Origin of the sequence: Lentzea terrae (genome assembly GCF_003265345.1) — a bacterium.
Classification (GTDB): domain Bacteria; phylum Actinomycetota; class Actinomycetes; order Mycobacteriales; family Pseudonocardiaceae; genus Lentzea; species Lentzea terrae.
This window is the reverse complement of record NZ_QFWW01000029.1, coordinates 440,581-459,106: the sequence shown is the minus strand read 5'-3', so window position 1 is coordinate 459,106 and position 18,526 is coordinate 440,581. Positions and strand designations below refer to the sequence as shown.

The window sequence follows — 18,526 nt, the reverse complement described above, 5'->3', positions numbered from 1 at the left end:
GACGGGTAAGGTGGCGCCGAATGTCGATGGGAGGCACGTGGGCGTTCGCGACGCTGCACCGCCCCATGGCTCTTCATAGCAAGCCAATCAGTAGGGGTGGACGTAATGATCGATGCGGATAAGAGTGCGCACGCCCTTCTTGAGGACGTGCACCGGATAGTCGCCGACAAGTCGTGCGCAGCGCTCTCGTTCGACATCTTCGACACGATTCTGTGGCGGCGCGTACCGCGGCCGGCCGACGTTTTCGGTCTCATCGGCTCCCGCCTGCGGGTCGCAGGACTCGCCCCTGCGTGGCTGACCGACGCGACCTTCCGCCGGATGCGCATCGAGGCCGAGCGCAAGGCCCGCCGTGATCACGGCGACCTCGGTCCCGAGGTGTCGCTGTTCGACATCTGGCGGGCCATGCCGTCCGGCACCTTCGACCGCGCCCTGCTGGAGAAGCTCGTCGCGGTGGAGATGGAGGTCGAGCGCGAGTTCACCGTCGTCGACCTGCACATGGCCGACCTCATCGCCGCGGCGCACCGCAACGGCGTGCCCCTGGTCCTCGTCTCGGACACCTACTTCACCGAAGAGCAGCTGTCCTACCTCCTCGACCGCCCTGAGCTGGAGGCGTTGAAGGACGCCAAGGTCTTCCGCTCCCACCAGCACGGCCTCGACAAGACCAACGGCCTGTTCGAGATCGTGCTCAACGAACTGGGCCTGTCCGCCGAGCAGGTGGTCCACATCGGCGACAACGAGGTGGCCGACATCGAGGTGGGCGCCGAGCTCGGCATGCGCGTGGTGCACTACCGGCGCATCGACCAGCCGTTGTCCGTCGTGCTCGCGCGCGAGGGCGAGCCGGAGGACCCCTTCGGGGACTACGCCCCGAACCTCGACGACGTGCACGGCGACTTCGGCATCACCAGCCTGAGGGCGAAGGCGCTGCAGGCGTCCGGTGCGGACAGCGAGTCCGGCACCGACGTCGCCTGGCGCTACGGCGCCGCCGTGCTCGGCCCGGTGCTGACCGGCTTCGCGGAGTGGGTGGCGTGGCGGGCGCACGAGGACGGCACCAAGGTGGTGTGGTGCCCGATGCGCGAGGGCGAGATGCTGTCCGCCCTGATCAACGCGGCCGCGCGGGAGCGCGGGTGGTCCGTCGAGGCCAAGCCGCTGTGGCTCTCCCGGCACGTCACCTCCCTCGCCGCACTCGACAGCTTCGACTCCGACTCGCTGCACGAGTTCGTCCGCCGCGGCCACCAGCTGAGCGTTCGCGAGCTGCTGTCGGTGCTGCACCTGCGCGTCGGCGAGGTGCCCGCGCTGGCGGGTGAGCTGGACTCCGTGGTGGACAACGGCGACATCGCCGAGCGGGTCGCCGTCGCGCTGACCGAGTCGGCCCACCTGCAGAACCGGATCAAGGCCACCATCACCGCCACCCGTGAGCGCATGGTGCGCCACCTGAGCGACGTCGGTGCCCTTGCCGAGCCGGAAATGATCATGGTCGACCTGGGCTGGGGCGGCACCATCCAGCGTCAGCTGGCCACCGCGCTGAAGATCGCCGACATCCAGGTCGAGCCCGCCGGCTTCTACCTGGCCACCGACGACCGTTCCGCGCGGGCGTACGGTGCGGGCCTGCGTCTTGAGGGCTACCTGGCGCAGGCGGGGCATCCCGCCGACGTGTGTCACACGATCGTGCGCAGCCCCGAGGTGCTGGAGCAGAGCGTCAACGCCCTGTGCGGTTCCCTCGTCGGGTTCAACGAGGACGGTTCCCCGGTGCTCGGCCGGGTCAGCGAGCCGCACACGCAGCAGGCCGAGCGCCAGGCCGTGCAGCAGGGTGTCCTGGCGTTCCAGCGGCTGTGGAACGACTACGTGCGCGCCTCCGGTGGCTCGTGGCCGACCCTCGCCCGGTCGCAGACCGCGAAGGACCGGCTGGCCAACATCCTCGTGTCCGCGCTGAAGTCGCCCACCCCCGGCGAGGCCGCGGTGTTCGGCAGCTGGGTGCACGAGGACAACTTCGGCTCCAGCGCGGTCACCAGGCTGGTGCCGGACGACCTGGTCGCCGCGTTGCCCTACCTGTCGCCGCTCGACCTGGCCGACCTGAAGATGCGCGACTCCTTCTGGCCCGCGCTGCTCGCCGCCTCCGACACGGGCCTCGCCTCGGCAGGTTCGGCTCTTGCGGCGGGACACGTCAGCCCTGACGTGTTCGAGGCGGCCGGCGAGGAGTTCAAGACGTCGCTGTACTACCGGACCGGTGGCGGTGGCTGGGAGAAGGCGGGCAGCCGCCGCGTGCGGATCAACCGCAACGGCCTGTCGTTCGCCCGGATGTACTTCGAGCACCACGACACCCTGGAACTCGGTCTGCGCGTTCCCGGACGCCCCGCGGTCGTGCGCATCGACTGGATCGAGGTGCGCGGCAACGCGGGCCGTCGTCCGATGGACCAGCCGTTGCGCTGGGAGACACCGGACGACTTCGTCGGGATGGGCTACCACGAGGCCAGGTTGCTCGGCGCGAACATGATCGAGTTCGGCAGCCCGGAAGCGTCGATCATGCTGAAGATCGCCGACCGGCTCGGCGCGCCGATGTCGTCCGGACAGGTCACCGTCGCGTTCGCCGTGCTGCCGCAGTCGTTCTCGAATCTCTCCGCACGCCCGCCGTCGCTCACCTCGCGCGCCGAGCGCATCAGCCGCCGTCTGCGCGTGGAGTATCGTGCGCGCGGCGCGAAGGGTGTGGCCGCCGGTGCCGCACGCGTGGCGATCCGCAAATTGGGAGGCGCTTCGTGAACCATGGTGTTGACGTCATCGGCAGCCGGGAGGATCCGCACGCCCCGATCCGCGTGGCTCGCGGCCTGCCGTTGATGCTGCACTCGCTGTCGTTGTTGCGTGAGCAGTTCGAGATCGTGTTCGCCCACCGGAAGATCAAGAAGGTGGTCGAGGTCGGCGTCGAGTCCGGTCAGGTCAGTTCGATCTACACGGACCTGGGTGCGGACGAGGTCTACTGCGTCGATCCGTATCCGAGTGACGAGTTGCGCTCGACGCTGGCCAAGAACCCGCGCCTGCACCTCGTCGAGAGCCTGTCGCCGGCCGTGCTGGCCGAGCTGCCGGTCGCGGACCTGTACGTCATCGACGGCGACCACAACTACGCCGTGGTGAACGCCGAGGTCGCGTGGATCATCGCGAACGCACCGAACGCGGTGGTCGTGTTCAACGACGTGCTGTGGCCGTGCGCGCGCCGCGACATGTACTACGAGCCGTCCCCGCTGACCGGTGCGGACAGGCACGAGTCGTCGGCCGACGGACCGACCGTCTTCCACGACGAGCTGACCCCGGCCGGCCTGGTCGGGCTCGGCGCGTTCACCTGGTCGGTCGAGGCGGGCGGTGAGCGCAACGGCGTGCTGACCGCGGTCGAGGACGCGGTCGCCGCCGCCGGGGCGGACGACTGGTACTTCGAGATCGTGCCGGCGGTGTTCGGGTTCGGGATCCTGATGCGCAAGACCGCGCCGGGCGCCGAGAAGATCATGGCGGGACTGCGGCCCTACACGTCCTCCAAGCTGATCGCCACCCTGGAGGCGAACAGGATCGCCCTCTACACCAGGGTGCTGCAGATGCAGTACGAGGCCGTCGCGCACGCCAACGACACCGACCGGCTGGCCGAGACGGTCTCCGCACAGCGGCACGAGATCGAGCAGATGCACGCCGAGCTGGCGCGCACTCTGCAGGAGGCGGCCGAGTTGCGCCGGACCGTCGACGAACTCCGCCATCCGCACTCCGCGGAGCCGCCGGATCTGCTGTCTGCGGCGCGCAACCTCAAGCGTGCGGCCGAACACTTCGTGCGCAAGGCACGACACCACTGATCAATCCGAAGAAAACGGCTCCCGGCGAAGACGAATCGCCGGGAGCCGTTTTCTTTGTTGAACTATGAATCGTGCCAGGAATTGTTAATCAGATGTTCATGCGGAACCGACCGCCGCCGGGATCCGTTCCTCGGCCTCGTCCCGCGACTGCGGCGTGACGACCGGCGTCGCCTTCGGCAACCGCGAAGCCCACCAGTACATCACCCACAGCACGATCACGCCCGCCAGGCCGAGGACGAGCGGCAGCACCGACCCGTACGGCGGGTGCCAGCTGCCCTTCAGCGGGTTGGCGATGGCGAGGCCGGACTGCCAGCGGGTCATGGTGTAGGCCAGGCAGAGGAAGTGGATCGGCAGCAGCAGACCGGCCAGCAGCCGCGTCATGGTCCGGAAGTGGTCCGCGGTGAACAGCCGGTGCGCCATGATGTGCGCCGCCAGCAGCGGGATGCCCACCGCACCCGGCAGGAAGTAGCGGCCCTGGTTGAACCAGTTGGTCTGGTTGATCAGGATCAGCTCCATGCCGGCGTACGGCACGAAGGTGCCGATGAAGTACGCCGTCATCCGCCACCTGTCCACCCGCTTGCCGACGACCAGCGCGGCCAGCGCCAGCAGTCCGAGCGCGGCGAACCACACCACGTACACCAGGCGCGGCATCAACGTCTCCGCCCAGCCCATCACGCCGACCATCTGGTTGGCCACGTTCGGCCACATGTCCAGGAACGCGCTGCGGAGCACGTCCTTCATCTGGTAGCCGAGGTCGCGGTCGGCCACCTCGGCGGTCTTGGTGTAGAGCGTCCACGCCGCCGACGCGATCGTCGCCAGCGCCACGAAACCCATCCAGCCCTGGACGACCCGCTGCCGCAGCAGGAACTTGACCCGCCGCCACGACACCGGCACGACCATCACGCCGACGATCACGCACAGCCACATCACGCCGCTGAACCGCGGGGTGACGAGCACGGCTCCCGACACACCCGCCAGCGCGACCGCCGCCCGGTTCACGTCGTCGCGCTTCTCGTGCAGCAGTGCGAGCAGCGCGATGGCCAGCGTCAGGCCCGAGGTGATCTCCACGCCGTTCGGGTTGACCGCCCCGCCCAGATGCGCGGTCATCGGCGTCACGGCCGCGACCAGACCCGCGAGCGCAGCCTTGTACCTGGTCCAGCGCACCGCGGCGACCACGGCGCAGGCCAGCATCGCGGCCATCAGCGCCCCGTTGAGCAGCCGGGAGAGCATGATGCCCTTCCACTCCGGCCAGAAGCTCAACGGCCAGCCCACGGTGGCGTAGTAGACCGGGTTGAACCGGGCCTCGGTCACGTACCGGGGCACCAGCGTGGCGTCGCCACCAGGCTCCTCCGCGCAGCTCGCCGGCACGTTCACGTGCATGGGAAAGCAGTTGCGGTTCATGATCGCGCCGTTCTCGACCTTGTTGTTCTTGTCGAGGCTCTGCGGGATCAGCTGGGTGCGGTCCTCCGGCACGATGTTGCCCTGCATGATGCCCGCCGCGCGCAGCACGTGCTGCTCTTCGTCCGGCGGACCGTCATAGGGCGCGGCGAACGACCAACCGGCGTGAATCAGCAGAAAACCGAGGAAGGCGAGGACCCAGAGCCATCCACCCGAACGTCGCTCCGTCATGGGCGCTTATCTTATGGGGGTACGGTGACCCTGGGGGTGGACAGGTCACCAGGGGGAAGTCTGGTTCCGCTACGGTCGCTTCTCTCACGGCAAGGGCGTCCACATTCGATCCCAGTTCGACGGAGCGACCGCACAATGACCGTTTCCAACCAAATCACTCAGGTCCAGGCCGAGGAGCAGACCGAGGTCCTGGAGCTGACGATCGTTCTGCCGTGCCTCAACGAGGCGGAGACGCTCGAGATCTGCGTGCGCAAGGCCAGGCAGTCCCTGGAGCGGCTGGGCGTGCGAGGAGAGGTGGTGGTCGCCGACAACGGCTCCACCGACGGCTCGCAGGACATCGCCCGTGCGAACGGCGCCCGCGTGGTCGACGTGCCCCGGCGCGGGTACGGCGCGGCGCTCATGGCGGGCATCGAGGCCGCCGAGGGCGAGTACGTGCTCATGGCCGACGCCGACGACAGCTACGCGCTCGACGACATCGAGGGCTTCCTGGTCGAACTGCGCAAGGGCGCCGACCTGGTCATGGGCAACCGGTTCCAGGGCGGTATCGCGCCGGGAGCCATGCCGTTCCTGCACCGCTACCTGGGCAACCCGGTGCTGTCCAAGCTCGGCAAGGTGTTCTTCCGCATCCCGGTCGGCGACTTCCACTGCGGAATCCGCGCGTTCCGCCGCGACCGGATGCTGGAGCTCGGCCTGCGCACCTCCGGCATGGAGTTCGCGAGCGAGATGGTGGTCCGCTCGGCGCTGCACCACCGCAAGATCGTCGAGGTGCCGACCACGCTGCGTCCCGACGGCCGCAGCCGGGCACCTCACCTGCGCACGTGGCGGGACGGCTGGCGGCACCTGCGCTTCCTGCTGGCCTTCAGCCCGCGCTGGCTGCTGTACTACCCGTCGGTGGCGTTCGGCGCGGTCGGCCTGCTCGGCCTGCTGTGGCTGTCGATCGGCCCGGTGGAGATCGGCGGCGTCGGCTTCGGCCTGCAGTCGATGCTCGCCTTCGCGACGATGTTCATCCTCGGCCTGCAGGGCGTCGGCTTGGCCGTGGTGGCCCGCTCCTACGCGGCCCACCTCGGGCTGCTGCCACCCCCGTCGGGTCGGATCATCCTGCGCATCGCCCGCGCGTCGCTGGAACGCGGTGTGTGGATCGGTGGGCTGCTCATCCTGCTCGGTATCGGCTGCTTCGTGGGCGCGGTGCTCACCTGGGGCGCCACCGGCTTCGGCGCGCTCGACGTGGTCGAGACGATGCGCATTCCGATCCTCGGCATGGTCAGCATCGTGTCCGGCTTCCAGATGATCAGCGTCAGCTTCACCCTCAGCCTGACCAAGATCGGCGAGGACTGAGTCTCCTTCAGTCAGCTCAATCCGTCCAAGGCACACCACGGAGGAATGCGTGCCCAACATCCACGTCTTGCGCACCGAGCTAGATCGGACGATCGGCGCCCTGAAGGACTCGGTCCGGCAGAAGGGCCTGGGCACGACCGTGAGCAGGGTGGCCGCGGTTGCTGCCGGGCAGGCGGCGTTTCCGGTGACCAAGGCGATGCGGCAGAACGAGACCTTCGAGTTCCACGGTCAGCGGCTGCCGTACTGGTTCGCTCGGTACAACAACGCGTTCCTCAACGAGCGGACCGTTGAGATCGCCATCGCCCATTGGTTCCTGTCGGAGAATCGCGGTCGGGTGCTGGAGGTCGGCAACGTCCTCGCGCACTACGGCTTCGCGGCCGACACCGTGGTCGACAAGTACGAGGTCATTCCGGGCGTGCTGAACGACGACATCATCGACTACCGCCCGGTGGAGCCGTTCGACTCGGTGGTGGCGATCTCCACCCTCGAACACGTGGGCTGGGACGAGACGCCGCGCGAGCCGGAAAAGGTCTTCAAGGCAGTCGCGAACGTCCGCGCGTGCGCCAAGCCAGGCGGTCGGGTGCTGGTGACCGTGCCCCTCGGGCACAACGACGCACTGGACGAGGCGCTGCGCACGGGAGACATCAAGTTCCCGGCGGAGAGCTGGCTGGTGCGCGACAACCGCCGGAACGAGTGGCGCGAAACCAACGCTGACGAGGCGCTGACCAAGCAGTACGGCCACCCCTACACCGGCGCCAACGGCCTCTACGTCGGCATGGTGCTCTGACCACGAGCTCAGTGCTCGAAGACGATGATGCCGACGCGGTCCACGACCACGTCGGCATCATCATCGGTCAGTTCCTCTGAGGCTCAGCCTGCCGGTCCGGCAGGCGCCTCGACCGCAGCAACAGCCGCACCAGCCCCGATCGGGAGCCGAACTCCACGCCCAGCAGCGCGGTGCCGACCGCGGTGGCCGAGGCGAGGATCACGTGATGCGGGGTGTCGTGCAGCACCGCCAGCAGCGCCCAGTGGAGCAAGGCGACGCCGACCATGCCGGCCACCATCCGCTTGCTCTTCCGGGCGATCGAGAACGTCAGGTGCACCCACAGCACCGCGGCGCCGGTCATCACCAGCGCCAGCAGTGGCAGCAGCGGTTTGGACGCGGCGTACTGAGGGCCGAACGTCACACTGATCACCCAGGTCGGCAACACCCACAGGCCGCCGGTGACCAGCAGGCCGGCCGCCGCCGTCAGCGCGTGGGTCTTCAGCACCGCCCCATCGGCGGACTCACCACGCTCCAGCGCCGCGGACGCGCGCGGCAGCAGCACCATCGCCAGGGCGGCCGGGGCGAACAGCGCGACCTTGCCCAGCAGCACCGCGCTCGCGTACAGACCGCGGTCGGCTTCCTGCAGCATCGCCTGGGCGACCAGCAGGTCCACGTTGGTCAGCGAGGAGAACGCCAGCAGCCCTGTCATCGCGGACAGCGTGTTCGTCGAGGCGGGAGCCTCGGTCGGGGGCGCCGTCACCACGCTCGCGAACGGCCGGGCCAGCACCGCGAGGCCGATCACCGAAGCGATGATCATCGCCCACATGCTGCCCGTCATGCCGGCCGCGAGCAGACACAGCGGCAACAGCAGCAGTCGCAGCACACCCAGCGGCCCCGCCAGCGAGAACGCGACGTAACCGAAACGCTCGAGTCCCTGGGCCACACCGGTCATGGCCAGCAGGAGGAACGTCGTGCCGATCCACAGCCCGGCGAGGACCACCGCCTGCACGGACCCGATGTTCAGCCGGTCCGACAACACCGGACTCAGCGCCACGATCGCCCCCGCGACCAGCAGCGCGGCCAGACCCATGCGGCGACCCTGCTGCCGCAGGTAGGCCGACACCTCGCCGGGCGTGCCGGAGGTGCGCAGAACGGCCACGTTGCGCGTGATGGCGAGCTGCACGCCGTTGACCGGCGTCCACGTGATCGTGCCGAACGCGACCAGCGCGGAGATCGCGGCGAACTCCGGGGGAGTCACCATCCGGGCCGCCACCACGTAGAAGAGGTAGTTGCCGGCGTGTCCGGCGAAGCTCGCGATCAGCACGAGCAGACCGGCGCGCCGGGCGGCGCTCATCGGCGCGACTCCGCGAGCCGGCGGTACACGTCCGCGGTGGCCTCGGCGGTGCGCTGCCACGTGAACAACGCGGCACGCTTCCTGCCCGCGTCGGCGAGGGTGCCGGGATCGGCGACGACCTCGCGCACGGTCCGGGCGATCGACGCCGGGTCGTGCGGATCGAAGAACCGCATGGCGTCCCCTCCGACCTCCCGGATGATCGGTATGTCGGAGCCGACCACCGGGCACCCGCGTGCCATGGCCTCCAGCACGGGCAGGCCGAAGCCCTCGAACAAGGTGGGGAACGCGTAGGCGCTCGCGGTGTCGTAGAGCCGCTCCAGCTCCTCGTCCGTCACCCAGCCGAGCAGTTCCACGTCATCGGTCAGGCCCAGCTGCTTGACCAGCGGGCGCAGCGGGTCGTCGCCGTGGCTGCCGGTGATCACCAGCTTCGGGCGCTCGGCGGCGGGGATCTGCGCCCACGCCTCGACCAGCCGCGGGAAGTTCTTGTGCGGCATCCGATTCCCGCTGGCCAGGACGAACGGCCTGGCCGGTGGCTCGTGGCGCTGCAGCGGATCGACCGGGTCGACGCCGAGCGGGATCACGTCGACCTCGGTGCGGCCGAGCAGCTCGCGGATGTCCCGGGCCGAGTTCTCGCTGATGGTGATGATCCGGTCGGCGGCCCGTGCGGTGGCCCGGCTCAGCACCTGCACGCCTCTGGCCCGGCCGCCGGGCACCCACTCGGGGTGGCGTGCGGCGAGCAGGTCGTGCACGGTCACCACGGTCGGCAGCAGTCGCACCGCGGGACCGAAGTTCGACGGGCAGTGCAGGACGTCGGCCCGCAGGCCGCGGGCACGGGGTCCCACGACCAGCGCCTCGGTCACCGCCCACGCGGCCCGGTTCTCACCGGACACCCTCAGCGGCACCACTTCGCCGGGGAACCACGAAGGAGGGTTCGCGGCGAGTTCGCGGTTGCCGAGGCCGATGAACCTCAGGTCGTCGTGGTCGGCCAGGTTCGCGAACAGATGCCTGGCGTAGCTTTCCGTGCCGCCCTTCTTGCCGGTGAAGAAGACGAGGTCGACGGCGATTCGCAATGGCACGCCGCTCATCGTAGGTCGGCGGCGCGCACCAGCCGATCCAGGATCTGCAACGCGGCTGCCTTGATGGTGTTGGTCGCGCTCACCCGCGTGTACCAGTCGTGGGTGGACTTGCGCAGTGGCTCGCCGGCGGTCACCACCGACGCGATCGCGTCGCCCAGGTCCGAGGGGGCGACCGACGCCGCGACCTGGCCGTTGACCGAGTTCTCGACGAGTTCGACCGACGCGTTGTCCTCGGCGTCGGCGAGCACGACCGGAGTGCCCACGGCCGCCGCCTCGACCACGACGAGGCCGTAGCCCTCTCGCTGCGACGGGTTCACCAGGACGGCCGCGGTGCGGATGCCGTGGTCCAGCTCCTCCTGGCTGACGAACCCCGGCGTGCGGATCACGTCGCGCAGGCCCAGCCGCTCGATCTCGGCTTCCACGGCGGCCCGCGACGGGCCCTCACCGAAGATGGTCGCGGTCAGGTCCGGGATCTGCTTGCGCGCGTGCGCGATGGCGGCGGGCAGCGACTCCACCCGCTTGTCGGGGATGTGCCGGCCGACGTAGACCACGGTCGGCGGGTTGGTGACGGACAGCTGCGGCTCGACGTCGCCGCGCGGATCGATCAGACCGGGACTGACCAGTGGAACGCTCCGCAGGCCGGACGCCTTGAGCCGGCCGGCGTTCATCCGCGAGTGGCACGACGCGACGGGGCTGAGCTTCGCCGCGGTCCACTGCAGCACGCTCGCCACCGTGCCGATCGCGAAGCCCGAGTACTTGCGCCACTGGTCCGGTCGCCACACCTCGAGCCAGTCCACGGCGACCGCGGTCTTCGTGCCGGCCAGTGCGGCCCGCACCGCCAGGACGTTCGTGGTGGGGAGCGCGGCCACCAGCACCGCGTCGTAGCGCCCGCGGTGGGCGCGCAGGTGCTGCGCCAGGCCCTTGGCGTAGCGCAAGGCCGGGCCCAGCGTGCGCACGCCGTTCGCGTCGTACAGGTCGCGGTCGGTGCTGACCGCGACGACCTCGATGCCCTCGATGGCAGGAGGCTCGTCCCACTGCAGCCGGGTCAGGTACGTGACCTCGTGACCCGCCGCGACGAACTCCTCCGCGAACCTGCGGTACTGCCGCTCGCCACCTCCCTTTGACCAGGGAAACAGGGAGTCGTAGGCAATCGCGATGCGCACGTGCGGTTCCGTCCGTCGAAGTCAGGCGCTCACAGGAAAGGCCCGATGGTATCGCCCGCGGATCGGCCCGATCCGATGTGGTCAGCGAGCCCGCAGCTCGCCCTTCAGCACCGAAGCCACGTCGTAGCGGGCCGGGATCTCCAGCTGGTCGTAGCGGCACGACAGCGGCTCGCGGTCCGGCCGCCACCGCGCGAACTGGCCGTTGTGCCGCAGCCGCACGGGTTGTTCGCCCTCGGTCTGGGTGTAGTGGATCTCCAGGACGCGCTCCGGCCGCAGCGCCACGTACTCGGCCTGCTTGCCGCGCCACCGGTTGATCTCGCCCGGAATTCGTTGGCCCGGCTGGGGATTCGCCCACGGGTGGTCGTCGGACTCGGTGATCAGCGGTGCCAGTTCGGCGGCCAGCTCACGGCGTTCGGCGGCCTTGAAGGAGCCGCAGACGCCGATGTGGTGCAGCAGGTCGTTCGAGTCGTAGACGCCGAGCAGCAGTGAGCCGACGGCCGTACCGGGCTCGGTGTCCTTGTGCCAGCGCAGGCCCGCGAGCACGACGTCGGCGGTGCGGGCGTGCTTCACCTTGATCATCGAGCGCTTGCCCGGCGTGTACGGGCCGTCCGCCGGCTTGCCCATCACGCCGTCCAGGCCCGCGCCCTCGAAGAGCGTGAACCACTGGCGGGCGGTCTCGACTGACGTCGTCGCGGGCGTGATGTTCAGGCCCGGCAAACCGAGCAGCGCCTCGCGCCTGGCCACGGTCGGCGACTCCAGCAGGACGTCGGAACCCAGGGCGAGCAGGTCGAAGGCCACGAACGTGGCAGGCGTCGACTCGGCGAGCATCGTCACGCGCGAGGCCGCCGGGTGGATGCGCTCGGACAACGCGTCGAAGTCCAGCTCGTCGTTCTTGGCCACCACGAGCTCACCGTCGACGACGACACGCTCCGGCAGGACGTCGAGCATCGAGGCGACGACCTCGGGGAAGTAGCGGTTCAACGGCTTGCCGCTGCGCGACTGCAGGAAGACCTCGTCGCCGGAGCGGAACACCACGCAGCGGAAACCGTCCCACTTGGGCTCGAACACCAGATCGGCGGTATCCGGTATGCCGTCGACCGCGGTGGCGAGCATCGGTTGCAGAGGTGGCGTCAGCGGTAGGTCCACGCGCACATCCTGCCTCTTCAGCTGGAATCGCGCCGCTGATACCGCAACAACAACACGTCGTCGGCACGCAGAACAGATGCCAGTGTCAGGTCCACCGGCGGGATCACCGAGCCGTGGGCGATCCGCGACGAGTCACCGACCGCCAGCATCGGCGACATGGTCAGGTTCAGCGCGTCCACCAGTCCCGCAGCGATCATCGACCCGAACAGGCGCGGCCCGCCTTCGAGGTTGATCTTGTGCAGACCTCGTGCCGCGAGCTCGGACACCGCCACGGAGAGATCGACTTCGGTGTCCCCGGCGACGATCACGTCGGCGGGCAGCGACGGCAGCGAAGCGGAAGCGCAGGTGATCACGATCGGGCGTACCGCGGGATCGCTGAACAGCGGCAGGTCCGCGGTCAGGGTGCCGCGCGCGGTCACCACGGCGATCGGCAGCTTCGCCGAAGGCCGGTACCCCTCGATCAACACGGTCCCGGCGCCGACCATCACGACGTCGGCCAACTGGCGGCCCAGCAGGAAGATCTGCTTGTCGGCTGGTGAGCCCAGACCGGCGGAGCGTCCGTCGACCGACACCGCACCGTCCACGCTGGACACGAAGTTCGCGGTCACCCACGTCCGGTCCGGCGGGTACGCGTAGAGCGACTCGAGGTCTGTGTCGGTCATCTCAACGCCCGGTGAGGGCCACAACATCTGCACTAACCCATCCCATCACGCCGATAGGCTGCGGGCATGCGCTTGTCCGACCGGGATCCCCAGATCGGGGCTGACGAACTCATCGAGGGCCTGGTGCCACCGCCCAGGTTCAACACCGTCAGCTTCGACACCTACATCCCCAACCCGGACGAGCCCAGCCAGGCCGCCGCGGTCGAGGCCGGTCGTCTGTTCGCCGCCCGCGTGAGCCTCAAGCGCAAGAAGTGGTCGCTCTTCGGCGGAAAAGAGGACGAGGGCAAGCTGGGCCTGTACCTCGACGGCGGCTTCGGCGTCGGCAAGACCCACCTGCTGGCCAGCCTCTGGCACGCCGTGCCGGGCCCCAAGGCGTACGGCACGTTCGTCGAGCTGACCAACCTCGTCGGCGTGCTCACGTTCCCCGAGGCCGTCAAGCGACTGTCCGGCCACAAGCTGCTCGCCATCGACGAGTTCGAGCTCGACGACCCCGGCGACACCATGCTGGTCACCCGCCTGATCAAGGAACTGGTCGCGCAGGGCGTCTTCGTCGCCGCCACGTCCAACACGCTGCCGGACAAGCTCGGCGAGGGCCGGTTCGCCGCCGCCGACTTCCTGCGCGAGATCCAGTCGATGTCGTCGAAGTTCGACGTCGTGCGCGTCGACGGCCCCGACTACCGCCACCGCGGCCTGCCTGAGGCCCCCTCGCCGATGTCAGACACTGAATTGATTGTTAGAGCCTCTAACACCGAGGGCTCGACGATCGACGACTTCGACGACCTCTGCAAGGCGCTCGCCCGCATCCACCCGTCGAAGTACGGCAGGCTGCTGGACGGGGTCACCGCCGTCCACCTCAAGGACGTCAAGCCGGCGCCTGATCAGAGCGTCGGACTGCGGCTCGTGGCGTTCGGCGACCGCCTCTACGACCGCGACATCCCCGTCGCGGTGTCCGGGCAGCCGCTGTCGGAGCTGTTCACCGAGGAAATGCTCAAGGGCGGCTATCGGAAGAAGTACCTGCGGGCGGTGTCGCGGCTCGTCGCCCTCTCTCGGGTTTGACTCTGGCGGCGTTCGAGTATCCACTGGGTGACGAGCGGGAATGATGACGTCCCGACGTCTTCCGGAGGCACCCATGCTGAGTGAAGCCGAACGCCGCTCGCTCGAGGAGATCGAGCAGCGGTTGCTGGCCGAAGAACCGAGACTCGCTCGCACCATGAACCGCAAGGTGCGACCGTGGCTGTTCTACTCCCTGTTGCTCGTCTTCGGCGGCCTCACGGTGCTGCTGACGGTGATCGGCGCGTTCGGCCCCGCGTTCCAGTGCCTGGTGGTCACGGCAGGTGCCGTGGTGCTGCGCAGGTACCCGCTCCGCCTCCGGTAGCCGGAAACTCGCTGGCGCTCTCGACCAGCGACCCCGACCATCTCCGGCGTGGGTTATCTGGAAGCGAACGGGCTCGCGTACGCCCTCCCGGACGGCCGGGAGCTGTTCCGCGACGTCTCGTTCAAGGTCGGCGGCGGCACCGTCGTCGCGCTGGTCGGTGCCAACGGCGTGGGCAAGACGACGCTGCAGCGCATCCTGTCCGGCGAGCTGACACCCAAGCAGGGCAGCGTGCACGTGCAGGGCGGGCTCGCGGTGATGCCGCAGTTCATCGGCTCCGTCCGCGACGAGTCACTCGTGCGCGACCTGCTGCTCTCCGTCGCGCCCTCAGCGCTGCGCAACGCCGCCGAGGAGCTCGATCAAGCCGAGCTCGCGCTGATGGACACCGACGACGAAGTCGCCCAGATGCGCTACGCCAACGCGTTGACGACCTACGGCGAGGCCGGCGGATACGACATTGAAGTCCTGTGGGACACCGTCACCGTCGCCGCACTAGGTCTGCCCTATGACCGCGCACGGTTCCGTGAGGTCCGCACTCTCTCTGGCGGCGAGCAGAAGCGCTTGGTTCTCGAAACGTTGCTGCGCGGCCACGAACAGGTGCTGCTGCTCGACGAGCCCGACAACTACCTCGACGTCCCCGGCAAGCGCTGGCTGGAAGAACGCCTCAAAGCCACCGACAAGGCCGTGCTCGTCGTCAGCCACGACCGCGAGCTGCTCGCCAACGCCGCCACGCACGTCATCACGGTCGAGGCCCACTCCGCGTGGACGCACGCCGGTTCGTTCGGCACCTGGCACGCCGCCCGCCACAAGCGCATCGAGAAGCTCAAGGAAGATCACCGCCGCTGGAACGAAGAACACGAGCGGTTGAAGGAGCTCGTGCGAACGCTGCAGCAGCAAGCGAAGTACTACGAGTCGATGGCGCCCAAGTACCGCGTCATGTGTGGCCGCCTCGAACGGTTCGAGGCGGCTGGTCCGCCACCGGAGATCCCTCAGGACGAGACGGTCAACCCACGCCTCAAGGGCGGCCGCACCGGCGTTCGCGCGATCACGTGCGAACAGCTGGAGCTGACCGGCCTGATGAAGCCGTTCTCGCAGGAGATCTTCTTCGGCGACCGGGTCGCGGTGCTGGGCTCGAACGGCTCGGGCAAGAGCCACTTCCTCCGGCTGCTGGGCGGCGACACCGTGCGCACCACCGGCGACTGGAAGCTCGGCGCACGGGTCGTGCCCGGACTGTTCGCGCAGACGCACGAACACCCGGAGTGGATCGGCCGCACCCTCGTGGACATCCTCTGGCACGGCGACGACCAACGGGCCGGTAAGGACCGTGGCGCTGCCATGTCCGTGTTGAAGCGGTACGGGCTCGACAAGGCGGGCGACCAGCGGTTCGAGAACCTCTCCGGAGGGCAGCAGGCGCGGTTCCAGATCCTGTTGCTGGAGCTGTCCGGCGCCACGTTGCTGTTGCTCGACGAGCCCACGGACAACCTCGACCTCGCGTCGGCGGAGGCCTTGCAGAACGCGCTCAACGACTTCGAGGGCACGGTCGTCGCCGTCACGCACGACCGGTGGTTCGCGAAGTCGTTCGACCGGTTCCTGCACTTCCGGGCGGACGGCCGGGTGTCCGAAGTGGACGAGCCAATTTGGACGTAGTTCCGAATCTGCCGAAAGATCTTGCGCATGCCTTGCGGGAAGCCGGGCGCACCGACGAATGTGATCACGCACTCGTTGAGTCCACATTGGAGGTAGTTGTGCGCAAGAAATCCGGCAGGACAGTGCGGACGGTGGGCGGCGCGCTCGCCCTCGCGCTCGGAGCCGGGGTTGTTCTGGGGACGGTGCCGGCGCAGGCCGACTGGTCCATCTATCCGATCCAGCTCGGCTACCACGGCAGCGCGCGGCCTTCGGACGCCGCCGCGCAGAACGAGACGCGACCTGCCGCTGACCGGGAGTGCTTCTCGAAGTACGGGTTCCGGGCTCGCGGGGTGACGCCTGCCTGGCTGGTCAGCAACAACGGCAGCTGGTACCAGTACTGGCGCTGCGACAGCAACTAGCGGCTGCGGCGTTTTCGCCCGAACGAAGGTGCTGCGCCGGTTGCCGGCGAGATCGACCTGGCGCAGCTCTTCACGGCCTGCGGGAAGGACATCGACTTCTTCGAGGACCTCCGCCGCCGGCGAGCGGACCAGGCGGATCTTCGAGCGTTTGGACGCGGTTGCCTGGGAGGAGGAACAGTCCCGGAAGAAGCCGGCGGAACACGTCAGCGATCCTCGCGGCCTGCGAACCGAGCCGAGATCAAAGCTCCCAGCTGACGAAGGCGCCGTCGTCGATCGACCCGCCCGCCTTCTTGTAGGTGGCCTGAGCAGCCGCGTCGCCCGCGGCGGTGCCGGTCCACATCGCGTAGCAACCCCGTTCCGCCGCAAGGGTTTTCAGAGCCTCGACCAACGCGGTGCCGATGCCGCGGCGCAGGAACGCGTCGTCCACGCCCAGCTCGTAGAGGAACATCTCGGTGCCCTTGTCCGGGTGGGTCGTCTCGACGCCGGACACGAACCCGGCCGGCTGGTCGTCCACGTAGGCGATCAGCAGGTGGCTGTGCTCCTGGGCGAGGAACCGCGCGGTCGCGTCGGCCAGCGGGGGCGCGTCGAACAGGTGCGCGGCGGCGAACACGTCGTCGGGGGAGGCGGCGCGGCGGATCTTCATGCGATCAAGGCTAACTGGCGCAACAGGGTGTGCCCCGGACGTCGGGGTGACGCAGCGCGTCGGGGCCGGACGGCGCAACGGCAGCTGGTCCGGACGGTCACTCCACCAGTGCGGGCAGCTTCCCGTTCTTGACCAGGTCGACCAGCGATGCGTGGTCGGCCTCGGTCTGGTCCGCGTAGTCGAAGGCGTACTTGGCGAAGGCCTCGTCCAGGGCCTCGCCGTCACCGTTCTGGAAGTACCCGGCGAGCAGGCGCGGGTCCAAAGACCTGGTGTGGGCGCGCGCCAGCAGAGCTCCGGCGAAGCGGCCGTAGTCGTCGAGGTCGTCGCGCTTCAACGTGGTCGCGTCGATCTCGCCCTTGCGGTTGCGGAACTGCCGCACGATGAACGGCCGGCCCTCGATCGTCGTCCAGCCCAGCAGGATGTCGGATTCGGCCTGCACGAGCCGTGCGCCGTGCACGATCCGCTTGCCCTCGTGCTTGGCGGGTTCGACGTCGAGGAACGGCTGCAAAGCCGAAGGCCGAGCCTCCTTGGCCTGCAGCACCAGCGCTTCGGAACCGTTGCCGTGCAACAGGATCAGGTAGTTGCGCAGGCCGACGCTGCCCGTGCCGACGACGCGGAAAGCCACGTCCGACACGCCGTAGCGCATGATCAGGTTGGTTCGCGACTCGCGCAGGGTGTCCACGTAGGACGGCAGTGCCGCGATGACGGCGGCTTCGGTCTCCGGAGAAACGTCGGTGAACGTCGGCGGGTTCGTGATGAACCGCCACTTCTCGCCGTCGTGCGCGGTCCACTTCGCGGCGAAGCGGGCGCTGGTGTTCTTGCGCGACTTCTCGGCGGCCTTGGAGAAGTCGTTGATCAGGTCGTCCGCCTTGACCTTCGAGAGCGTGGACTCGTCGCCGAGCGCGGTCCACGAGTCCATGAACGGGATCTCCGCGAGGTGCTTGATCACGCTGCGATACGCGCGCACGGCGTCCTCGGCGGCGTCGCGGCAGCCCTTGTCCGACACGCCACCGACGCGGCCTGCCAGCACCAAAGACGCGACCAGGCGCTTGAGGTCCCACTCCCACGGGCCGGGCAGCGTCTCGTCGAAGTCGTTGATGTCCATGACGATCTGGCCCTCGGGCGTGCCGTAAAGGCCGAAGTTCGCGGCGTGTGCGTCACCGCACAACTGGGCGTGCAGGCCGGTCGCGCAGCCGGCCGCGAGGTCGCTCGCCTGGAGTCCGGCGGCGCCGCGGAAGAACGCGAACGGGTTGGCGAGCATCCGGCCGACCCGCAGCGGGATCAGGTGCTCGAGCCGTCCGGCGTTGCTGGCGTTCATGAACTCCAGCACGGACGGGCGGGAAGCGGCCAGCGAGGCGGTCCGGTGCGCCTTGAAGTCCACTGAGGATCGCAACGCGCGGCCCTGCGCGTAGACCTCTTCCGGCTCAACCCAGCTGCCCAGCGCGACAGCGGCTTCAGCACGCACCCGTTCACCCATACGAGTCATGATGCCTGCGGCGGACGAACCGCGT

Annotated in this window: 16 protein-coding genes; 8 read left to right on the top strand and 8 right to left on the bottom strand. The window is 68.9% G+C overall.

The features are described from left to right. Positions 1–105 precede the first annotated feature (105 nt). Together DI276_RS36670 and DI276_RS36665 are read left to right on the top strand one after the other, a co-directional pair. The gene (locus DI276_RS36670; RefSeq protein WP_112272231.1) at positions 106–2,754 is read left to right on the top strand and encodes an HAD family hydrolase; all 2,649 of its coding nucleotides are present in this window, start codon (positions 106–108) and stop codon (positions 2,752–2,754) included. Beyond that, positions 2,751–3,824 carry a class I SAM-dependent methyltransferase gene (locus tag DI276_RS36665; RefSeq protein ID WP_232837171.1) on the top strand — a complete coding sequence of 358 codons (1,074 nt, stop codon included), beginning with the start codon at positions 2,751–2,753 and terminating at the stop codon, positions 3,822–3,824. The genes DI276_RS36670 and DI276_RS36665 overlap by 4 nt, the downstream gene beginning before the upstream one ends. 96 nt (positions 3,825–3,920) lie before the next feature. On the opposite strand, the gene DI276_RS36660 is transcribed toward DI276_RS36665, so the two are convergent. Beyond that, entirely contained in the window at positions 3,921–5,453 is a 1,533-nt protein-coding gene (locus DI276_RS36660; protein WP_112272229.1) for a DUF2142 domain-containing protein, read from the bottom strand. Positions 5,454–5,588: 135 nt separating this feature from the next. Here DI276_RS36660 and DI276_RS36655 point away from each other — a divergent pair, with 135 nt between their 5' ends. Further along, positions 5,589–6,788: a glycosyltransferase family 2 protein gene (locus tag DI276_RS36655; protein ID WP_112272227.1), complete on the top strand. Its 1,200-nt coding sequence runs from the start codon at positions 5,589–5,591 to the stop codon at positions 6,786–6,788. 49 nt (positions 6,789–6,837) lie between these two features. After that, a complete protein-coding gene (locus DI276_RS36650; RefSeq protein WP_112272225.1) occupies positions 6,838–7,575 on the top strand; it encodes a class I SAM-dependent methyltransferase in 738 nt (245 codons plus the stop codon). A 67-nt stretch (positions 7,576–7,642) separates the two neighbouring features. On the opposite strand, the gene DI276_RS36645 is transcribed toward DI276_RS36650, so the two are convergent. From DI276_RS36645 to DI276_RS36625, 5 genes are all read right to left on the bottom strand, one after another. Beyond that, positions 7,643–8,908 carry a lipopolysaccharide biosynthesis protein gene (locus tag DI276_RS36645; RefSeq protein WP_112272223.1) on the bottom strand — a complete coding sequence of 422 codons (1,266 nt, stop codon included), beginning with the start codon at positions 8,906–8,908 and terminating at the stop codon, positions 7,643–7,645. Continuing rightward, positions 8,905–9,984 (bottom strand): glycosyltransferase family 4 protein, encoded by a 1,080-nt coding sequence (locus DI276_RS36640; RefSeq protein WP_198681133.1) that lies wholly within the window; start codon positions 9,982–9,984, stop codon positions 8,905–8,907. Before DI276_RS36640 ends, DI276_RS36645 begins: the two co-directional genes overlap by 4 nt. A 5-nt stretch (positions 9,985–9,989) precedes the next feature. Then, positions 9,990–11,147, bottom strand: a complete 1,158-nt coding sequence (locus DI276_RS36635) for a glycosyltransferase family 4 protein (protein ID WP_112272219.1) — start codon at positions 11,145–11,147, stop codon at positions 9,990–9,992. Positions 11,148–11,228: 81 nt separating this feature from the next. Continuing rightward, positions 11,229–12,293, bottom strand: coding sequence for an ATP-dependent DNA ligase (locus DI276_RS36630; RefSeq protein WP_112272217.1), 1,065 nt, complete (start codon positions 12,291–12,293; stop codon positions 11,229–11,231). A 17-nt stretch (positions 12,294–12,310) separates the two neighbouring features. Further along, positions 12,311–12,955, bottom strand: a complete 645-nt coding sequence (locus tag DI276_RS36625) for a dihydrofolate reductase family protein (protein ID WP_232837170.1) — start codon at positions 12,953–12,955, stop codon at positions 12,311–12,313. A gap of 66 nt (positions 12,956–13,021) precedes the next feature. Between DI276_RS36625 and zapE the strand changes: the two genes are divergently transcribed. From zapE to DI276_RS36605, 4 genes are all read left to right on the top strand, one after another. After that, on the top strand, positions 13,022–14,011 hold the full coding sequence (zapE, locus tag DI276_RS36620) for a cell division protein ZapE (protein ID WP_112272213.1): 990 nt from the start codon (positions 13,022–13,024) through the stop codon (positions 14,009–14,011). A gap of 73 nt (positions 14,012–14,084) precedes the next feature. After that, positions 14,085–14,330, top strand: a complete 246-nt coding sequence (locus tag DI276_RS36615) for a DUF3040 domain-containing protein (RefSeq protein WP_157985163.1) — start codon at positions 14,085–14,087, stop codon at positions 14,328–14,330. Positions 14,331–14,378: 48 nt separating this feature from the next. Then, complete coding sequence (locus tag DI276_RS36610; protein ID WP_112272208.1) at positions 14,379–15,974, top strand: ABC-F family ATP-binding cassette domain-containing protein; 1,596 nt, start codon at positions 14,379–14,381, stop codon at positions 15,972–15,974. A 98-nt stretch (positions 15,975–16,072) separates the two neighbouring features. Further along, entirely contained in the window at positions 16,073–16,372 is a 300-nt protein-coding gene (locus tag DI276_RS36605; RefSeq protein WP_157985162.1) for a hypothetical protein, read from the top strand. A 238-nt stretch (positions 16,373–16,610) separates the two neighbouring features. Here the strand turns inward: DI276_RS36605 and DI276_RS36600 are convergent, their stop codons facing one another. Both DI276_RS36600 and DI276_RS36595 read right to left on the bottom strand, forming a co-directional pair. Continuing rightward, complete coding sequence (locus DI276_RS36600; RefSeq protein ID WP_112272204.1) at positions 16,611–17,015, bottom strand: GNAT family N-acetyltransferase; 405 nt, start codon at positions 17,013–17,015, stop codon at positions 16,611–16,613. Between the two features lie 97 nt (positions 17,016–17,112). Further along, positions 17,113–18,492, bottom strand: coding sequence for a DUF2252 domain-containing protein (locus DI276_RS36595; RefSeq protein WP_112272202.1), 1,380 nt, complete (start codon positions 18,490–18,492; stop codon positions 17,113–17,115). Positions 18,493–18,526: the final 34 nt, after the last annotated feature.

Excerpts from the sequence above, each read along its gene's own strand:
- DI276_RS36645 (WP_112272223.1), bottom strand. The coding sequence starts at position 8,908 with ATGAGCGCCGCCCGGCGCGCCGGTCTGCTCGTGCTGATCGCGAGCTTC.
- DI276_RS36660 (WP_112272229.1), bottom strand. The coding sequence starts at position 5,453 with ATGACGGAGCGACGTTCGGGTGGATGGCTCTGGGTCCTCGCCTTCCTC.
- zapE (WP_112272213.1), top strand. The coding sequence starts at position 13,022 with ATGCGCTTGTCCGACCGGGATCCCCAGATCGGGGCTGACGAACTCATC.
- DI276_RS36655 (WP_112272227.1), top strand. The coding sequence starts at position 5,589 with ATGACCGTTTCCAACCAAATCACTCAGGTCCAGGCCGAGGAGCAGACC.
- DI276_RS36600 (WP_112272204.1), bottom strand. The coding sequence starts at position 17,015 with ATGAAGATCCGCCGCGCCGCCTCCCCCGACGACGTGTTCGCCGCCGCG.
- DI276_RS36670 (WP_112272231.1), top strand. The coding sequence starts at position 106 with ATGATCGATGCGGATAAGAGTGCGCACGCCCTTCTTGAGGACGTGCAC.
- DI276_RS36615 (WP_157985163.1), top strand. The coding sequence starts at position 14,085 with ATGCTGAGTGAAGCCGAACGCCGCTCGCTCGAGGAGATCGAGCAGCGG.
- DI276_RS36595 (WP_112272202.1), bottom strand. The coding sequence starts at position 18,492 with ATGGGTGAACGGGTGCGTGCTGAAGCCGCTGTCGCGCTGGGCAGCTGG.
- DI276_RS36625 (WP_232837170.1), bottom strand. The coding sequence starts at position 12,955 with ATGACCGACACAGACCTCGAGTCGCTCTACGCGTACCCGCCGGACCGG.